At 44.0% G+C, this 18,730-nt stretch carries 3 protein-coding genes; all 3 read right to left on the reverse strand.

The genetic code is table 11. The features are described 5' to 3' along the window. Positions 1–7: 7 nt before the first annotated feature. Genes K1F36_RS03790 through K1F36_RS03800 form a run of 3 tightly spaced genes read right to left on the reverse strand, consistent with a single transcriptional unit; the run spans position 8 to position 18,640 of the window. Complete coding sequence (locus K1F36_RS03790) at positions 8–14,287, reverse strand: T9SS type B sorting domain-containing protein (RefSeq protein WP_258538926.1); 14,280 nt, start codon at positions 14,285–14,287, stop codon at positions 8–10. A gap of 15 nt (positions 14,288–14,302) precedes the next feature. Beyond that, positions 14,303–16,375, reverse strand: coding sequence for a PorP/SprF family type IX secretion system membrane protein (locus K1F36_RS03795; RefSeq protein ID WP_220112611.1), 2,073 nt, complete (start codon positions 16,373–16,375; stop codon positions 14,303–14,305). Between the two features lie 6 nt (positions 16,376–16,381). Beyond that, on the reverse strand, positions 16,382–18,640 hold the full coding sequence (locus K1F36_RS03800; RefSeq protein WP_220112612.1) for a T9SS type B sorting domain-containing protein: 2,259 nt from the start codon (positions 18,638–18,640) through the stop codon (positions 16,382–16,384). Positions 18,641–18,730 lie beyond the last annotated feature (90 nt).

Consider the following 18,730-nt stretch of genomic DNA (forward strand, 5'->3'; position numbering starts at 1 on the left):
TAAGTGTTTATTCTCTGTATAATGTAAAGTGACCTACAAACTCTCTGTTATCCTGTGCTCCCTCAAGTCGTACAACATACCAGTAATCTCCGGTAGGCAATGGTTTACCTTCGTAATTTCCATCCCAACCCTTAACGTTGCGGGTCATCTCTTCCACTACTCTACCATAACGGTCATAAATCTTGATTAGTACGTCAGGGAACCCTTCAATGTTGTCAGGTATCCAAAAGTCGTTGCGACCGTCGCCATCTGGGGTGAAAAAGTTCGGGAATTCGATATCTATGAACTCCATAAAGATCTCTGCAGTGGCCTCACAACCGTTTTGATCGATCACTGTTACCGTATACGTTCCTGTACTATTAATAAAGAAAGTGTTGTCCGTTCCATTATCCACATCATTGAAGTAGAAGGTATAATCCTCCACACCACCATCGGCAATTGCCGTAATTTGATTGATGGTTGTGTTCTCCAATGTCAGTACCAATGGTTCAAAAGTAGCTATGGTAAAGTCATAGGTGGCCATACATCCATTGGCATGTGCTATGGTGAGGTAATGGTCGCCTGGCGTCATATTGGTAAAGTCGGCCGACAATTGCATATCTGCCGGGTCTGTGGAATCCAAGGCATACATTAGGTCGCCGGCAATGGATTCATCTTCCAAAACAATGTTCAAATAGTTGTTGGGTAAGTTTCCGGTACACTCGTACATAGGGGTTACCGTGGCGGCCAGAACAACACCTGGATCTATTTCGACGATTACATTGGTCTCACAACCTTGCGCATCCCTGATGAACACCACATGTGCACCCGCGGTCAAGTTTTGGAACAAGGTCTGATCTTGTACAAAATTTGCATCGGCACTACTGTTCAAACTTGTTTCGTATGGAGCTGTTCCTCCAGAAATTTGAATTTCGAACGAACCATCGCCACTTTCAAAACATACCTCATCGGTAATATTGATGGCTTCCGCAACAATGGGCTCTGGTTGCTCAAGTTCGAACTGGAACGTAATGAAACATCCGTTTACATCCTGGGCAATAACATCGTAAATGCCCGGAGCCAAATCGGTAAAGGTGTTTACGGTATCGAATCTATTAAGGCTAGGTGAAATGGCGTATAAAATTTCACCTGTTCCACCGGATACCTCAACGGAAATGGTACCATCTTCCATTCCGGCACAGGTAATATCGGTAAATTCTTGTCTTTCCACTTGCAAAGGAGCTGGGTCCAGGATAGGGATTATTGGAGATTCTTCAATACAATCTTCGCTGGTTACCCTAACATAATATTCACCGGCCATAAGGTCATCGAACCTTCCTGTGGTATTGGGTCCATCTACCAAATTGCTGAAACCGGGATCGCTGAACAATTCGTAGCTATAGTTGCCCAGACCACCAGTGGCTCTGGCAATAATAGTTGCAGTGGCTTCTCCGGCACAATTGATGAAAGCTGCCCTATCATCTATTTCCAATATTAATTCAGGTGGCTCTCGAAGACTGACCTGATTGGAAATCATGGCAGTACATTGATTGGCATCCCTTACTTCAAATTGATACTGACCGGCTCCCATGTTCAAGAAATCATGATACGTAGGATTACCAAAATCTTCCCAAGTTGACGTATTTTCATCAAAATACTGGTAAGGAGCTGTTCCACCCGTAGCGGATAAACGCATGCTTCCATTGGTCAAACACGTCAGGTCCTCAAGTTTGATCAGAGAAGCTCTTACCTCTGTTGGTTCCGAAATGGTAACGGTATCTGTGGTATCACTACAGCTCCAATTATCGGTAACCGTAATACTGTAGGTTCCGGCACCTAAATTGTTGAACATGTTGCTTCTTTGGGGACCTGTGGTGAATACAATGGTCGTTCCCGCTTCATCATAATAATTCAATTGATAATCATAGGAACCGCTGCCTCCGGTCACTGGATCTGCCCAAACTGATGCGGTGTCATCTCCATAGCAATCCAATGAAGTGGAGGATACGTTGATATCCGCAACTATTGGGGCTGGTGGCAGCAAGGTCAACGTTCTATCTTCAAAACAACCGCCAGCATCGGTAACCCTAATAGTATAATCATCTGCTGACAATCCTGTGAACACATGGCTTTGTACATCATTGATAGTGAAGACCTGCATTGTGTTCATATTGGTTAAAACGATATCATATGGGGCATATCCGCCTACTGGTGCTACAAGAATTTCACCAAGATCATTGGTACAGGTAACGCTGGCTACTTGTTGTGGTGCAAAATCCAACTCAGCGCTTGGTGAAACTATGGTCACGGTACCTGAGGTGGCATCACAAAAAGGAGTACCTGTCGCGGTGACTTCAACATAATAGTTGCCACCTATCAAATCTGGGTGTGTTATCGCAAATGAACCCGACGCCGTGTTTTCATTTCCGGAAACGATCAGGGTTCCATCAGTTCTATATACTTCATAATCATAAGCTCCTGCATATCCGGTAACATCTATCGTAATTTCACCTGCATCATCAAAGCACATTGCCGCAGCGGTCGCCGTTGCCACCACATCTATGGTATCGTAAGGAGCTACAGTGTAAATTGTCTGTACATAACAACCGGTAACATCATTGGTTGCCCTGAATGTATAACTACCGGGTTGGGTCAACTCAAAAGTTGCCGTAGTTGCTGTAACCGAGCTAGGTACCACACTTCCATAAGGATTTCCAACGGGCAACAATTCGAATGTGTAGGTATCGCCAGGGGTAGATTCCGTAACGGTCAGGATTACGCTTTCTGGATTCAGACAAGTTATAGCTATATCTTGAGAGGCATCCAATGTGAACGTGTTCAAAGGTTGAACTGTAATACTATCCGGGAATTCACAACCATTGGCATCCCTAACCACATAGTTGATGGTTTGTACGGTTCCATTGTCAACAACATCAAAAGTAGCGTTCGAACCGAAACCATTTCCATTAAAACTGTAGAAATATGGAGCGGTTCCTCCCGTGGCCGTAACGGATATGGTTGATTCATCCACGGAATTGCTCGGGGTACAAACGAACGGTGTTGCCGAAGCTGTTGCGTCCAGAACAGCAGGTTCAATAATGCTCTCTGCCTTAACGTCCTCACATGATCTGGAAGAAACCACACGAACTTCGTAGTTTCCTGCAGGCAGATTTTCGAACAAAGGATTATTTTGTAATGGTCTGCTAGGCGCACCGGCACTAAGTCCGATCAATTCATATTGGTAAACAGGGTTGGTTGCGGTAGACGGATTAAGTACAGCTAAAATACTTCCATCACTTCCACCGAAACAGCTAACATTTTGTACTGTAGCATCCAATAGTTCTGGATCTACCTTGTCATCCAATACTTGGGAAACAACATAGGTACAAGGCTCGGTAGTATCCAAGTCTGTTATGGTAAATACATAGGTCCCTGGTTCCGTAAGGTTGGTGAAAACACCATCAGTATTAGTGATAACGGTCGATGTAACCGGGCTCACCGTACTGTATTGTAGGTTAGAAGAACCACCGGTCACCGTTACGGTTATTTCTCCTCCCGGATTGATGGTACAATCCATAGGTTTAACAACGGCTGCCGTGGCAGTCATAGCGTTGGTCAATACCACAGGTCCTACGGTGGTAAAACATCCCCATTGGTCTTCAATATAAACTTCGTAGGTACCGGCGCCCAATCCAGAGAATACGGTATTGGTCTGTGGTGAACCTACGTTGGCTCCATTTCGGATCAATTGATAGGTATAATTGCTTCCTTGGCCACCACTAACAGGATTGGTTGCTGGTATGCCCACAACTTCAATTTCTCCTTGAAGGTTGGTACAATTGGCTTGATTGATTCTTAAATCGGCCACAATAGGGTCGGGAACGGTAAGGTCAACATCTGTAAGTTGCACTGAACACCCTTCTTGGTCCATTACCCAAACTTCGTAAGTTCCAGCGGAAAGACCATCAAATCTTGCATTGGCCACGTAGTTTGCCGGGTTGTTCGGATCTGGGTTCGGAGTTGTATCTACATAGTAGGTATATCCGCCCCATCCACCTTGAACGTCGACAACTTCAATAATTCCGTCATTTCCTGGATCACAGGTTATCGGTGTTATTTCAGTATTTCCTGTAATGGCCGAAGATGGTCCTGCAATGGTAAAGGCTTCAATATTGGTACATTCCGGGAAGGCATCTTGTGTAATTTCCACAATATAGCTGCCTGCTGCAATGTTTATTGCTGCAGTAGGCCCCGTTGTAGCGGAGTTTCCATTGGCAACTACGGTATCATCGGACAGATCTGTCGGTGTTCCGTTGGTATTGTAAATGGTCCAATTGAACCCACCGGAATACGTGGCATCCAAAAGTTCAAAGGTTACTTGACCACTAGCCGTTCCATAACAAATTACATCGCTCACCACATTTACATCAATGGTAAAGGTATTGGGGTCTGCAATGGTTTCCGAAGTAGTGACGGTACAACCAGTATCAAGATGTCTGACAACAAAATTATGTGTTCCTGCGCTCAAACCACCGAATACGTTGGATGCTTGCCAATTAGCTCCATTATCAATACTGTACTCGAAACGACTTGGATCTCCCGCCGTAGAGCTTACGGTAATGGTGATTTCACCATCGGCCCCTGGATTACAGCTTATAGGATCGGTTATAGCAGCCGTTGCATTGGTGATTTCATCAAATGGGTCGATAGTAGCGGTGGTAGTTCCCACACAACCATTGTCGTCATACACATTGATGGTATAGCTTCCTCCGTTCACATCAGTTTCAATATAAACAGGGTTATTACCGGATTGAACCACTAAGGAGCCTGCATCATTGATGAATTCGTAACGAACGTAAGTACCGCTTCCCCCTGTGATGGAAGAACCATCAACAGTGATAATGGCATTGTTCATGTTGTTGCCAGCAGTACAGGCAAATTGATCAACGGTCGGTGCAGGTACTATTATTTCCTCTGGTTCACTAATGATAACCGTTTCAATATGGGTACAGTTGTTGGCTGCCGTAACTTCAATAGTATATGTTATACCAGTTACGGAACCAGCAAGACCAGTAAAGTTTGCTGTAAAGTTTGTATTTGATGTAGGTGCGATCGGTACGGATATTGATCCATCGGTGGCTGAAATGATTTCAAAGGAGTATGGACCAATTCCATTATCTATGGCAGTTACCGAAATTGTACCATCATCGGCACCATTACAGGTTACATCGGTATACGTTGAGGTAAAAGATGGTATAGGCGCATCGGGAACATCAACTGTAATGGATTTTGAACAATAGGGCGCGGTTGTCCCAATATCATAGACCAACACTTCGTAACTGCCGGCGGCCCCTGCTTCTGTCCAAGTAAATTGGTTGGAAGCATCTAAGGTCAAAGCACCTCTGGGCTCATCATATGGATCTGGACCATTGATCTCAAACTCATAGTTTCCAGACCCTGAAAGCACTTCTATCTGTAATTCTCCGTAGGCCAAAATACCTGGTTCACAATCCAATGCAACAGTTTGTATTACATTGAATTCCAATGGAGGGTATATATCAAATGTTTCGGAATCCGAGCAACCATTTAGATCTCTAACCGATACTGATTGATTTGTGCCGGAACTTAGGCCTGAAATGGTATATTGGTCGCTGCCATCAAAAGTGAACGCCTGGTATGCCGAACCGTTCACGCTTATTTGGAACGGTGACATTGCTACTGCGGCATTGTCCAAGGTTATGGTCACTTGGAACTGTCCTTCCTCGACACATTCATCTACTACTACTAGCGATATTTCCGGGCTTGGATCTTCAAGTACGGTTATTGTCTCGCTTTGGATACATCCGTAGGCATCCATTACATATACCATATAATCCCCGGCCTCTACATTGGCAGAGGAGCTGCTGGTCCATCCAGCACTTGTAGCAGTTGGTGCCGGGTCGGTATCCAACAAATATTGGTATGTATACGGAGCGGTACCATATCTTCCTGTGGCGGCAATAACTCCGGCATTTGGGTTACAGTTGTCGTTTTGTGGACTTGTCACATCTAAATCCAGCGCATTGGCAGATTCACGAATCGTAAATTCTCCACCGTCTACGGAACAGCCATTATTTGGTCCTCCAACTTCTGATAACAACAGATAGTATTCCCCTGGAGGAAGTACACCAAAATTGTTAATGGTCACCGTTGTTGGAGTGTTAACGGGTGCTGTTCCGCTATAGCCCGTTGATACATTGGATTGCCTATTAAAAATTTCATAGTTTACCGAGGTTGCCAAAGCATCAAACCCGGTGAAAGTAAAGGAGATGTTTCCATCTGAGGAACCGGTACAACTCACATTGTTTATGGCATCCAGATTAGATGTCATTAAAGAAGGTGTATTGATCGGAGCTGCAGCTTCTTCAAAATAATAACAGTTGGTAGTGAGGTCAAATACCACAAAGGTATAGGTGATACCTGGAGTAAGGCCCGTAAAAGTTGCTGTGTCCCCACCTGGTGTATCAGGAGGAATATAATCGTTCGCTTGATCATCTACGTAAGGAGCGGTATAATTTTCCAAGATGGCAAACTCATAATTTCCACTTCCAACAGCAGATCCTACGGTAACTATTGCAGTACCTCCAGATACACAATCTGCGGTAGTTGTACTCACGTCAATATCAAGATCATTGGGTGGGGATGCAATAATTTCTGTTGTATAAGAAGCACATCCGTTGGCATCAACAACATCTATTTGATAGATTCCAAATTCCAATACGGTAAAGGTATGGTCTCTGGATCCAGGTGTAGTTGTATAGGTTTGAGGAGCAATACCGTTGTTGGCGGTTAGTATATAGGTATATTCAGCCGTTCCACCTGAAACCCCTGATACCGTTATCGAACCTGGGTTTGTTACACCAGAACTGGAATCACAAGTAATAGGTACATCCGTTGTAGTATAGGTAATAGGGTCTGGCTCCGATATTACAACAGTAAACGGGTCGGAAACACAACCTTTTGAATCTGTCACCGTAACTTCGTAGTCACCGGCAGGCAATCCTGTTGTTTGGCTGCCGTAATTGGTGGGGCCATTGGTTTCAACCACATTGATAGTGTATGGAGGAACACTCACGGAAGTATCGATTACGATATCCAATGCTCCTGTATTTTCCCCATTACACAAAATATGCGTTGGTGTAATGCTGCTGATCACGGGTTGAGTTGCCGGGGTAATAATAATACTGTTTGTGGTAACTGTACAACCGGCGCTATCGGTAACACGGAACATGTAAGTTCCATCTATATTAGTATTAAATTCGTTTCCTGTAAATCCAGTTGAATTGTATGTTGCTCCGGCATCGTTGGACCATTCGTAGGTATAGATCCCCGAACCGCCCCCTGCATTAATAAGAATGCTGGCATCGTCCAAACAAGTCAAATCATTGTTTAGAAATGCCGATGCGGTCAAAGCTGGATTGATCGTTGCTGTATCAGTGGCGGAACAACCATAGTCATCACGGACCTCAATGGTATAGGTTCCGGCACCCAAGTTTATGAAGGTATACGTTATATCAGTGGTCGGAGTTGGGGTCATCCAAGCACCATTGTTTATTCTAAATTGATAGTTTCCATTCCCACTTGTTACATCTACCTGAATGCTTCCATCATTGTTTCCACTATAACATAACGTTGGTGTCAAATCAAACGCAATGATTTCAGCTGGATCAACTGTGATGGTTACGGTATCCTCGCACATATTGGCATCTCTTGCCCTTACCACATAGTCTCCGGCCGCTAAACCAGAGAACGTACCATTGGGTTGGTAGGCCGCTAATACGGTGCCACTGGTGTTTTCCAATTGATACTCATAGGTAGGTGTTCCGTCCGTTGCAGTAGCGGAAATGGAAGCCCCTCCATTTGTACATGTTAGTTCGTTGACAATGGTTGCGGTAACATCCAAAACATCAGGCTGAGCCAATGTCTGGTTAAGAACTACGGAACATGCAGAATCCCTTAAGTCTATAATTTCGATGGTATGTGGTCCTGCATCAAGGCCGGTTATGGTAATTGGACTTGAAAGCTGGGTGCCAGAAATTGCACCTCCGTCCACCTGATAGGTAAACCCAGTTGTTGGATCAAAATTTTCAACTTCAAACGTGATCGTACCGTCAGCTGCACCATTACAGGTAAGATCTGTAAATGCTGTTATGGCGCCGTTAAAAGCATTGCCATCCTCAACGGTAACATCCAATGTGAGGGATCCACCACATACTTCTGGAATTTGGTAGGCCTCAATATCATCGATTGCGATGTCGTTTCCGTCTGTTACGGAAGAGTTGGTACGGATTACAATATCCAGATTGGAGTTTGCTCCAGGGTTTAGGGTTACATTATAATCGTGCCAGTCGGAAGCTCCATTGTTTTTAGGAATGTTTCCCGTTGTAGTACTTTGGATAACGGTGCCGGAACCATCTACCAATTGTATTTCAATGGATGGATCACCACCGCTTGTTCCTGTTCTCAAAAGGTTAAAGGCCCAAAGCGATACGGTGATATCACGGTTTGGAATGACCTCGACATCGGTTTTTTGATAAACAATACCGCCAACTCCGGCCACTCCGCCAACATTGATGGCCAAGAACCTTCCATTAGCTATAGCGGTATGGTCGTTTGGACTTTGCCAACTTCCGTATGGATTGGCAATAACTTGTGTTACAGAGTATTCACCATCTTGTATATGGGTGTCTGTACCAAAACCACAGAGGCTTGCACTGCCGTTTTGTGGCTCGTAACAATAGACCGGGTCGATTTCAGAAATACTTGTATTTGGCCCTGTTCCAAAATTTTCTGAAAGTAGTATACTTGGTGTAGGAGCCGAATTACTGGTATAGTTTACGGTAATGGTATGGTTCCCAACAGGTACATCGCTAAATACATTGGAGTCGTTAGGTGTATTTGGAGTACCGTTAATTTCATAGGTGTAGTCAAAATCAGCGCTATTTGGGGTCACAGTTATTGTTCCTTCACCATCACATTCGTAATCTACTGTTGCCGTAGCATTCGGGGGAGTTGGTTCGGGTTCTATGGTAACCGTCATAGGGAAGGTACAAAGGTTTGCATCCCTAATGTAAAGGGTGTGGGTTCCTGGCATCAAGTAGCCAATGGAACTTGCTCCATAAGTTGATCCTCCATCAAAACTATATTCATAGGGAGCTGTACCACCGATGGCGTTGGTAATTCGCACTTCTGCACCAATTCCTGGATTACATTCGGCCAAAGCTGTGACTGCTGCAGAGGCAGAAAGCGTCAACGGTTCGGTAATGGTATGGATTTCGGATTCCTCACAATTGTTGGCGTCCCTAACACGAATGTTGTAACTGCCAGCAGGTTGGTTATAAAAAGTGTTCGATGTTTGGTAGGTTGCTCCATTATTTATACTGTAAGTATATGGTGCTTCACCACCTGTCGCGGAAATTGTTATTTCTGCTTGAGATTCACCACTACATAGAATGTCCGTATTGGAAACGGTAATGGCCAATGGGTCATCTTGAAGAATGACAATATCGTAGGTAGCCTCGCAATATCCGGATGCTCCACCATTATCCCTTACATAGACATCATAGTCGCCCGTACTGGTTACGGTTACTGGGTTGGTAGTTGAAAAGTCGCTTACGCCAGGGGTTACTCCGTTGGCAACCACGGCATACACATAGTTTCCGTCTCCACCGGCAGCAGAAATGGTTACATCGGTATCGGTTTCACAAGCGGTAATATTTGGTGCTGAAGCAACCACACTAAGTTCAGGGTCAATGGTAATGGATTCTGTATCGATACAATCGTTTCCATCCCTAACCGTAATGGTATAGGTTCCTGGGCCCAATCCTGTAAACAAATTGTTGGTAACATATGGACCTCCGTTTAAGCTATATTCATAATTTCCATCACCACCGGAAATTATATTTGCGGTAAGTGTTAATCCCGTGGCATCATCATAACAAATGTCGTTTGGAACAATGGCCAATTCGGGAGCTATGGCTTCATTGATTACAAAATCATCGGTGAATATACATCCGTTTGCATCGGTTACCATATAGGTATAGGTTCCTCCTTGGTCAAGTCCGGCAAAGAAGCCACTTGATTGCGGACCAAAAGTTTCAGGTCCAGCAGCGATTTCGTAGGTAAAACTGCCCCATCCACCACTGGCGGTAATATTTACGGAACCATCTGCCAAACAGGTTGGTTGGCTTACTGTAAATGGTGCTGTTACTGCTGAAGGCGGCGCGTTGATTGTTACACTTGCTGTATCTGTACAGTTGGTAAGGTTATCCGTAACTGTGATGGTGTAAGTTCCGGCAGCCAAGTTGGTCAATTGAATGGAACCATTGGTCTGCGCTGTACCAGAGAAGTTATAGGGACCTGTTACGGTATAATCAAAATCTGTATTGAAATTGTTGATGGTATACTGGATTTCACCATCTTCTTCACCCAAACAGCTGATATTGCTGACTAATTGTCCGGTCACGGAAATTTCAGTTACCGGGTCAATGGTGAAACTTTCATCGTAACTACATCCATCGTTGTCGGTTACCCTGAACATATAGGTTCCTGGGGCCAAACCTGCAAATGTACTGTTGTTACCGTTGTTGACCGCACTGCCAGCGGGCGAAATTATTTCATAGACCAAGTTTGGACTGCCCCCCGTAACTGTTAGGGACACATCCGAAACAAAGCTCGGACACAACGGATCGGTTGCAGCAAAATCGATATCCGTTGGTGGGTCCAAAGGAGCAATCGTCAATGAGTCATCAAATGTACAACCGTTGGCATCCCTTACTGTCAAAGTATAGGTGCCATCCGTTAAGTTGGTAAAGGATTCTTCCAACAAGGTGGCTGAATCGGCATCAAAGTTAACACCGTCAATACTATATTCATATGGTGCACTGCCTCCTTGAACGTTGAATATTCTAACTTCTCCAGGCTGTGAACAGGTATAATTCTGTACAATTTCAACCTCTGCATCCAAAGCGTTGGTTGGTGCGGATATGGAGTGGTACTCGTAATAATCACAAGATGCACTACCCTTTCTTTGGTTGATGACCACTACGTAGTCACCACTACCAAGACCTGGGAAATTACCCGATGTATTGGTGGCCAAGGCATTGGCAAAGTCATAATTGTCCTCATCAAAACCGGTTGCATCAAATAGGTAGTATGTTAGTTGATATCCATTATCATCTACCAAATTGAAAGTAATGGTACCTGTGGATTCCCCATAGCACAGCACGTCCATTACGGATGTTGCATTGTACTCGGCGGCAGGTCTGAACTCGATTTCCACTGGATTGGAAAAAGCATGGCAATTGAACCTGTCTATTACCACGTAGGTATAGGTACCTGCACCTGCGGCACCGACAACGTCAAAAATCTGTTCGGGCTGGAATTCGGAAGGAGGAATATCCGCAACGGATGGATATGATATCTGCGTTATCCCATTTCTGTCCACAAAAGACCAAATAGCATAAAGATGGGGTGTTTTACCTCCCGTGGAGGACATTTGTATATTACCCTCTCTACAGGTAATGTGCTGGGAAACCCTTGCCTCAAGGTCTAAATCCAATAAATCTTGTATGATGATCTGTTCGGTGTAAGAACATCCATCATCTGTGGTAACGGTCACATCGTATGTTCCATCGTTCAGGTTTTCAAAGGTGTGGTTGTTGTCGTTGGTCGGGCCAAAGCTATCCACAGAGGTTCCTCCGGAGGAGATTTCGTAATAATATTGTGCTTCAACATTTAAAACCGAAATGGCAATTTCTCCAAGTCCCGTACAATTGTAAACATCTTGTGAGACAACGTCTACTTGGAAGTCACGGTCCAAAATACCTATGTTGTCCAAAACGAAGACACAACCGTCGGTTACCCCTTGCTGTCTCATTTCTACCATATAGGCTCCATTATTGGTGATCTCGAAAGTTTTATCGGGACCATAAGGGACCAGAACGTTTCCAGTGGTTTGGTCTACCAATTGAAACTCGTAGGTGTCAGGCATATTGATCACCTCTATACTGCCTGGATTTGTACAGATGATATCTTCGGAGATATATTGTGGATTGAGCGGGTTCTTGTAGATATTGAAGTAGAATCTGCTAAAACATCCATTTTGGTAGTTGATTACCAATCGATACTGCCCTGTATTTTGGGCCAAAAAGTCGTTTCCTGTGTCAACGGTGTTCCAAGTACAACCAGTGTTGGTATTCGCACAACCATCAACCGATGCACTACAACTGGCCTCGTCCAATTGTTCCCAAACAATGCTGGTGGCATCTGGGATGTTTATTTGGAGGAGTTCGCTATCGTTTAATCCACAAAGGAATATTTCAGGAAGTTCGCTACCATCATTGGGGCAAATATCAATGGAACCATCGATAGTGTTGGAAGTGTCGTTGATCAATGCGGTAATAGGGTTGGATTGAACGGAACCGAACAGTTCCACAGTTATAATTTCCTGAAAGTCCTTACAAGGGTCAGCAACCTGTTTGTCAACGATATAAGTTCCAGTGGTATTCACCAACATGGTACTTGGGTCACTGTCGGAATCGCTGTCCGTAATAACGGTATCGATACCAACGTCTATTTGACCGTTTCCATTTTCGTCGCGGTACCAGATATAATTGTCAAAATTATCTCCTGCATCCAAGAGCACGTTGTCCCCACAGAGTTGTACGGTGCGCGTAAAATCGCAAGCTTCGAGGTCGTCCAATAAAAAGTTGGTAGCTCCGGGATATGGAAAGCCACAGCCATCAAAGTCGTATACACTGGGGTCGTCCGTTATTGGTGCTTGATTGATTGCTCCCGAATATGTGGAATAGGCAAGGTTTTCGATGATATCGGTACAGGCATCTATAAAATCAAAGCAATTTTCGGCCACTTGTACCCGCATGCGGATTATTGCTGCTGGATCATATTCTTCAACATAGCGATCGGGTATGGAGAATATTATGGTCCGGGTAGCTGGGTCGTAGGTGTAGGTTACATCGGTGGGCATGCTTATGCTGGACTCATCGAGGGTAACATTGATTGGCAATACGTCCCTAATGGTATATCCCACGGCATCGTCGTTGCCTACATTTTCAAAAGTAAGCACGTAATCCAAATATTGGCCCAGGTGCACTCCTTGTCCCGTAATGTCGTTTCCTGCAATATCCTCTACCGTTTTACCCAGATTTATTTTGGGTTCAATAATTTCCACATCCAATGAGGTGAAAAAGATGTCGTATTTATCTCCTGTGGACGAAGCCCTTAGTGTAGCTCCTGTTTCATCGTTGGGGATTACGGAATTGCTCGGGTTTGGAATGGTGAAAAGGTCTACATCCCACCCCAAAGTGTTGATACTATTGGGGTTTCTAGAGGTAACTATTGTACCTTCATTGGTAATATTACTGTTAAAAAAGTTTGTTGAAGGATTTGCACTGTTCGATAAAGTAGTAAAGCCACCATTGCTATCCGCTTTAATGGATAGTTGATCGCCTGTAATCCTATTATCACCTTCTAAGGTAGCTACCCCTAATTTTGCCCTTACCGGGAATGGAGCCGGCAATGTGGTAAATCCATCTATGGGAATATCAACGGTTTCTCCGGCCTTGATACCTGCATAACCATCAAAAGTGGTAATATATTTACCTGGGTAGGTAGGGTTTTCATAAACTACCACCATGGTCCACCCCCCAGAAACACCTCCTTGTACTGCGTCTCCCGAACTTGCACGAACATTTCCGACAAAGTATTCACCATCGGGATTTCCGAGCGCAGTAACAATATCGGTTACATCTTTATAACAGGCATAAGGGGCATAGTTTCCAAAGTCGGAATCACCATCACCATCAAATAAAATTTCATCTGCGGTAAGATCTAGATATGCCCCCCCCGGTACCCGAAATTTAACTTGGTTGAAATCGCTACTTCTATTGGAGTCCAGATAAACAGCAGACCAATACAAACCGGCATATCTAATTCTGGAACAGCTGGGGTCCGGAACCGCCAATGTTGCACTACTGGAGCTGAAGGTAGAAGGGTCTCCGTCAATATCAATGTACTGCATGTTGAGATCATCGTTGTAGGATGAGCTCGACCCAGTAACATTGTATGGGTCTTCAGGGTCACCGCCACTGTTGTCCCTGTTCACAATGTTGTTCGCTATAAACGTAAGGTCTCCCTTAAGCTGGTTTTCATAGCGAACATCTAAATTGTTCTTTATTTGTGAAAATCCTGTATAAGCAAACAGCAACATACAGGTTATTGTGCCCCACCTGAGTAGTGATTTTTTCATAAGCTGGTGGTAATATTAAATGGTAGTGTTTGGTTTGATTCGCATGATCCACATATCGTCGTCATACGAAGCGTTAAGTTTGGAGTAGTAAGACGTTAGGGCGTTGTTCCAGGTCTCGTGTCTTTTTAAATACACGTACCTGTTCTTGTCAGCTGGGCTGACAAAATAGCTTGCATGCAATCCTTTAGCATTCAATTCTTTAACGAATTGCTTTGCACTTGATGAATTATCAAAAACATTGGCGATTATGTAATATCCTTCTGGTAATCCATCCCCGGACTGTGTTCTGATGACCACGTGGTTTTTCCCATTGGAAACACCTGTTACATTTTTGGACAATTGTCCACTTCCGTACTTGGAGCTGCTATTATCCATTTGACCGGAGTATCCGGCAATTTGTGAATCGTTACCATTTACGTTCATCACCCAGGCATCTCCTTGGTAAGTACCGTCCATTTTATTATGATAAGCTTCCAAGGCATCGGATTTGCTTCCGAAGTCACCAATGTAAACGTAGTTAAGTCCGTTCTTTGGGTTCTGGAAATAGTCGGCATCTATACCTTGGGCCCTAAGTTTTTCAATGAACGCATTTAGGTTATCGGTGTCCCTGAATACGTTGGCGATGAGGTAATGTCCGCTTTCTACATTTGGAACGGCGTGGGACTTGAACCCGGTTGTTTTTTTGCTCTTTGTAGGTCTATAGGTATTGTCCTTTTCAGAAGCGGTATTCGAGGCATATGTGGCTTTGGTATTGTCCTTGGCCTCATTGATTTTTATAACCTTTTTTGTGGATGTGTTATTGGTTAGGCCGTGATTGGCAACAGGTTGTTTTCTTCGGGTCACGATATCCGCACTGTCCATACTGGCGAAATATACCGCTTTGGCTTTTTCTTCCAACGCTGGGTTCTGGCCACGGGTTTCTCGCTGAACCATTTTCATAACAGTTTCAAAACGTCTTTCCAAATCCTTTTTACGAGTGGACTCAATGGAATCCTGACGCATCAGCAACTCATCCAAAATAGCGTCGTTTTCAGCAAGTTTATCTTGTAAACGTGCTATTTCAAGGTCTTTATCAGTGATGTTCAAACTGTCTTGTGGAACATTCTCATCATTGGAAACTAATTCTTCACCCTCTTTTTCCAACATCACACGATCTTCGGTTAGGTTAGGTGTGAACGAATAGGCCAAAGAGATTTCGTGGGTAACGCCAAAGTTTTCAAACTCGTTGGAAAGACCTTTTTCTACAGTATATCCCAGTGAGATATTTTTGGTAAGGTTAAAACCAAGTCCAGCGGAAGCACCATAAAAATCATCGTAACCTGCTTGTACCCATCCCAATTTAGGTAGGTCAAGAATAAGGTTACCTCCAAGGGTCAAGGTTTCTTCTCCTACCTTGCGAACTCGTGCCAAAGGCATTAACCTAGCTTGTTCCATGATGCCCGGACTATTTTCAAACTGATGGGTATATTGTAGGTGTCCGGAGTAGGTTTTCTCGTTGAAATCGGTGACCGATTCACTTGTTTTTAAGTTGTAATCAAACAGGTTTTCGGCAAAACCACCAATGTCGAACTTTCCAATGGAAAAGTTGAAACCTGGTTGAAAGCTCACCAAAGAACTGCTTTCCAAAGTACCCAACAAGGGGTCAAAATCCACGGAATTGGCCCTATCTTGATTGAAGGCACTTTGGTAGTAACTCACGTTTGCCCCAAAGGTAAAGGTGCTTTTAGGGCTCAGACGCACACCATATGCATAGTTGGCATGCACTCCAAAATTGTTGAACAACCCTTCACGATTGGTAAATAGGCTTAAACCAACACCGCTTCTATCACTTACTCTACCGCTATAACTCAAGAAATACACCTGATTGTTATCATCAAAAGATACCGATTGGTTTCTATGGAAAAGGTTGATGTAGGACTTATCCTCCCTTACTGTGGAAAAAGTTGGGTTCAGCAAGAACCTATTAAACTTTAAAAGGTTTTGGGAGGGTACGTTATAAGGTACATATGCGCCTTCTTCCTGTCCTCTCATTCCGGAGAAGACAAGTAGAAATAGGGCAAGTAATAGTAGAGGTTTTTTGGTCTGCATTGCTGCTTATTTAATAACAGTGATGGTTCCTTGTTTTAGGCTTTTGCCACGACGTGTGACCTTGTAATAGAAGATCATGTTCTGTTTGTTGAAAGAAGTGGTGGATTGTGGCCAATTATTTTCATAGCCGGCTTGGCTAAATACTTGTTCCCCCCGCTCATTGAATATGGTGACGAGAACATTCGGGTCACGGGAATAGGTGTTGGGCAATACCCATAGATCGTTGATACCGTCTCCATTGGCGGTTATAACGTTCGGTATGGCAAACATATCCCTGTAGGTAATTGTAACGACCTTGCTTACGGTACAGGTTCCAAATGTTGCGATCAACAGGTACTCACCTTCTTCGGTAAAGTCATAATAACTGTTGGAAGAAATTAGGTTGTTACCGGCATCGTACCATTCATATGAATCTGCTCCGCTTGCTGTCAGCGTTTCTGTTTCACCCTCAATAATGATGAGGTCTTTTGATTTGTCCAATACTAACAATGATTCATCAAATGCGGTAATGGTTATTTGATTTGATACTAATGGACAATCATTGGATGTGATGACAAGTTGATAAACACCTGGTCCGCTAACGGTTAAGTTTTGTGATGAGGTATTGATTACGGTTCCGTCTTTTTTCCATTCAAATGATTCGTTGGTCAAATCCGTTGTACTCTCCAAAACGATGGGTTCTCCACCTTCACAGAATACAGTGCTGTTTGCTGTGATTTGAAGTGCTTTGTTGGAAGCCAATTTTACCTGCAGTGTATTGGAAGAGGCCTGGTAGGCATCAAGAGTCCCAATCAAGGTATACGCCCCATTTTCTTCTTGGTTTGAAACGGTAATAGTTTTGGCCGTCTCCGCAGCAATATTACTACCGTTGAGTTTCCATTGATAGTCAAAAGAGCTTTGAAGATCCGTGGTTACATCCGTTTTGGAACCGTTGCTGCTAACAACATTAATAGTGGTAAGGCTCAAGGTGGCATCAACACTTTCGCAAGAGCCATAAGTTCCAATATAGTCCACCACAAACTCAAAGGATTGTGGAGATACTACTTTTGTTGTGGCCGAGGCCATTGGTGCTGGGGCACATGATCCCCCACTGTCGATTACCGTTACGTAATATTCTCCAATGGTATCAACATTTAAAGTATTGCTGGTGGCATCGGTGATGGCAACGCCGTTTTTATACCATTGATATGTTGCATTGGATGCTGTAGTACTTACTGATAATGTTTTGGTCTGTGCAGGAAGGAGTACAATATTCTCTTCGTTGTCCAAGGTAATTTCGAATGAGCTTGAGTTGGATACGGTAATCGGAGCCGACAACTCGGTACAAACACCTGAACCGGATATTTCAACTTTATAAGATCCCTCAAAACCACTGGTTCCCGCATCTACGGTAAAACTGCTGGCGTCAACAGTTGGCCCACTGACAACCGCTCCGTCTTTATACCATTTATAGGTGAATCCCTGGCCGCTGATGTTAGCCTGCAACAATTGGGTTTCTCCAGGGCAAAGGGATATACTGCTTGCACCATTAATGGCAAGTCCGGCACTGATTCCAGTTGATATTTCAATATAATTGGACATGGTGTTTGCAGAACCTGAGCAATCCCCATAGTCCAATTCTACATAGTACATGCCGGGATCAGAAACGGTGATGCTTTCTGTTTTTTCGGCAAGTGGCGTACCACTGCGGTACCAATTGTAGATATATGTTCCTGCATTAGGGATATTATGGGGCTTAAGAGTTACTGAGCCTCCTCCGCAAATTTGTATTTTACCTTCTGAAGGAATATTTCCGCTTCCATTTTCACTGATGAGCAAAGGAGCTTTATAATCGATATAATACATGGTGAAGGCATCCGAAGCGGGACTTGTTTTGGCAGGAGAAGTACTTCGAACCCTCATTTTATAATTATCTCCCCTTATATTCGAAGGAAGAGCAAACTGAAAGACAAAGTCGAAAACCTGGTTCTTGTCACTGACACTGGCAAGTTCAGTAGGGTTGGAAAAGTAGCCATTGGCATCCGAAAGCTCCAGTATAAACTTATTGTTGCTGGCCACCAAGGGCGGGTCCCAGTTAAAGCCGACATAGTATTGGTTAAATTCACTGGAAGCACAGATGGCATCCCATGCAACATTCCCCCCAAGGTTGGGGTTCACAGCAGGCTCTGGCTTGTACAACACTTGGGCTTGTATCCCAAAAGTGCCAAGCAGCATAAAGGCAAAGGCCAAGACCAGAATGCTATACGTTGAATTACTTTTTTTCATCACCGTTAGTTTTTAAGAGGGTTATGGGCTTAATAGCCCTGTTAGTTTGTGCCCCTTAATTGTAATTCATTCAAAAAGACGGTGTTCAGG

Origin of the sequence: Flagellimonas abyssi (assembly GCF_019457905.1) — a bacterium.
GTDB lineage: Bacteria > Bacteroidota > Bacteroidia > Flavobacteriales > Flavobacteriaceae > Flagellimonas > Flagellimonas abyssi.

Excerpts from the sequence above, each read along its gene's own strand:
- K1F36_RS03790 (WP_258538926.1), bottom strand. The coding sequence starts at position 14,287 with ATGAAAAAATCACTACTCAGGTGGGGCACAATAACCTGTATGTTGCTG.
- K1F36_RS03795 (WP_220112611.1), bottom strand. The coding sequence starts at position 16,375 with ATGCAGACCAAAAAACCTCTACTATTACTTGCCCTATTTCTACTTGTC.
- K1F36_RS03800 (WP_220112612.1), bottom strand. The coding sequence starts at position 18,640 with ATGAAAAAAAGTAATTCAACGTATAGCATTCTGGTCTTGGCCTTTGCC.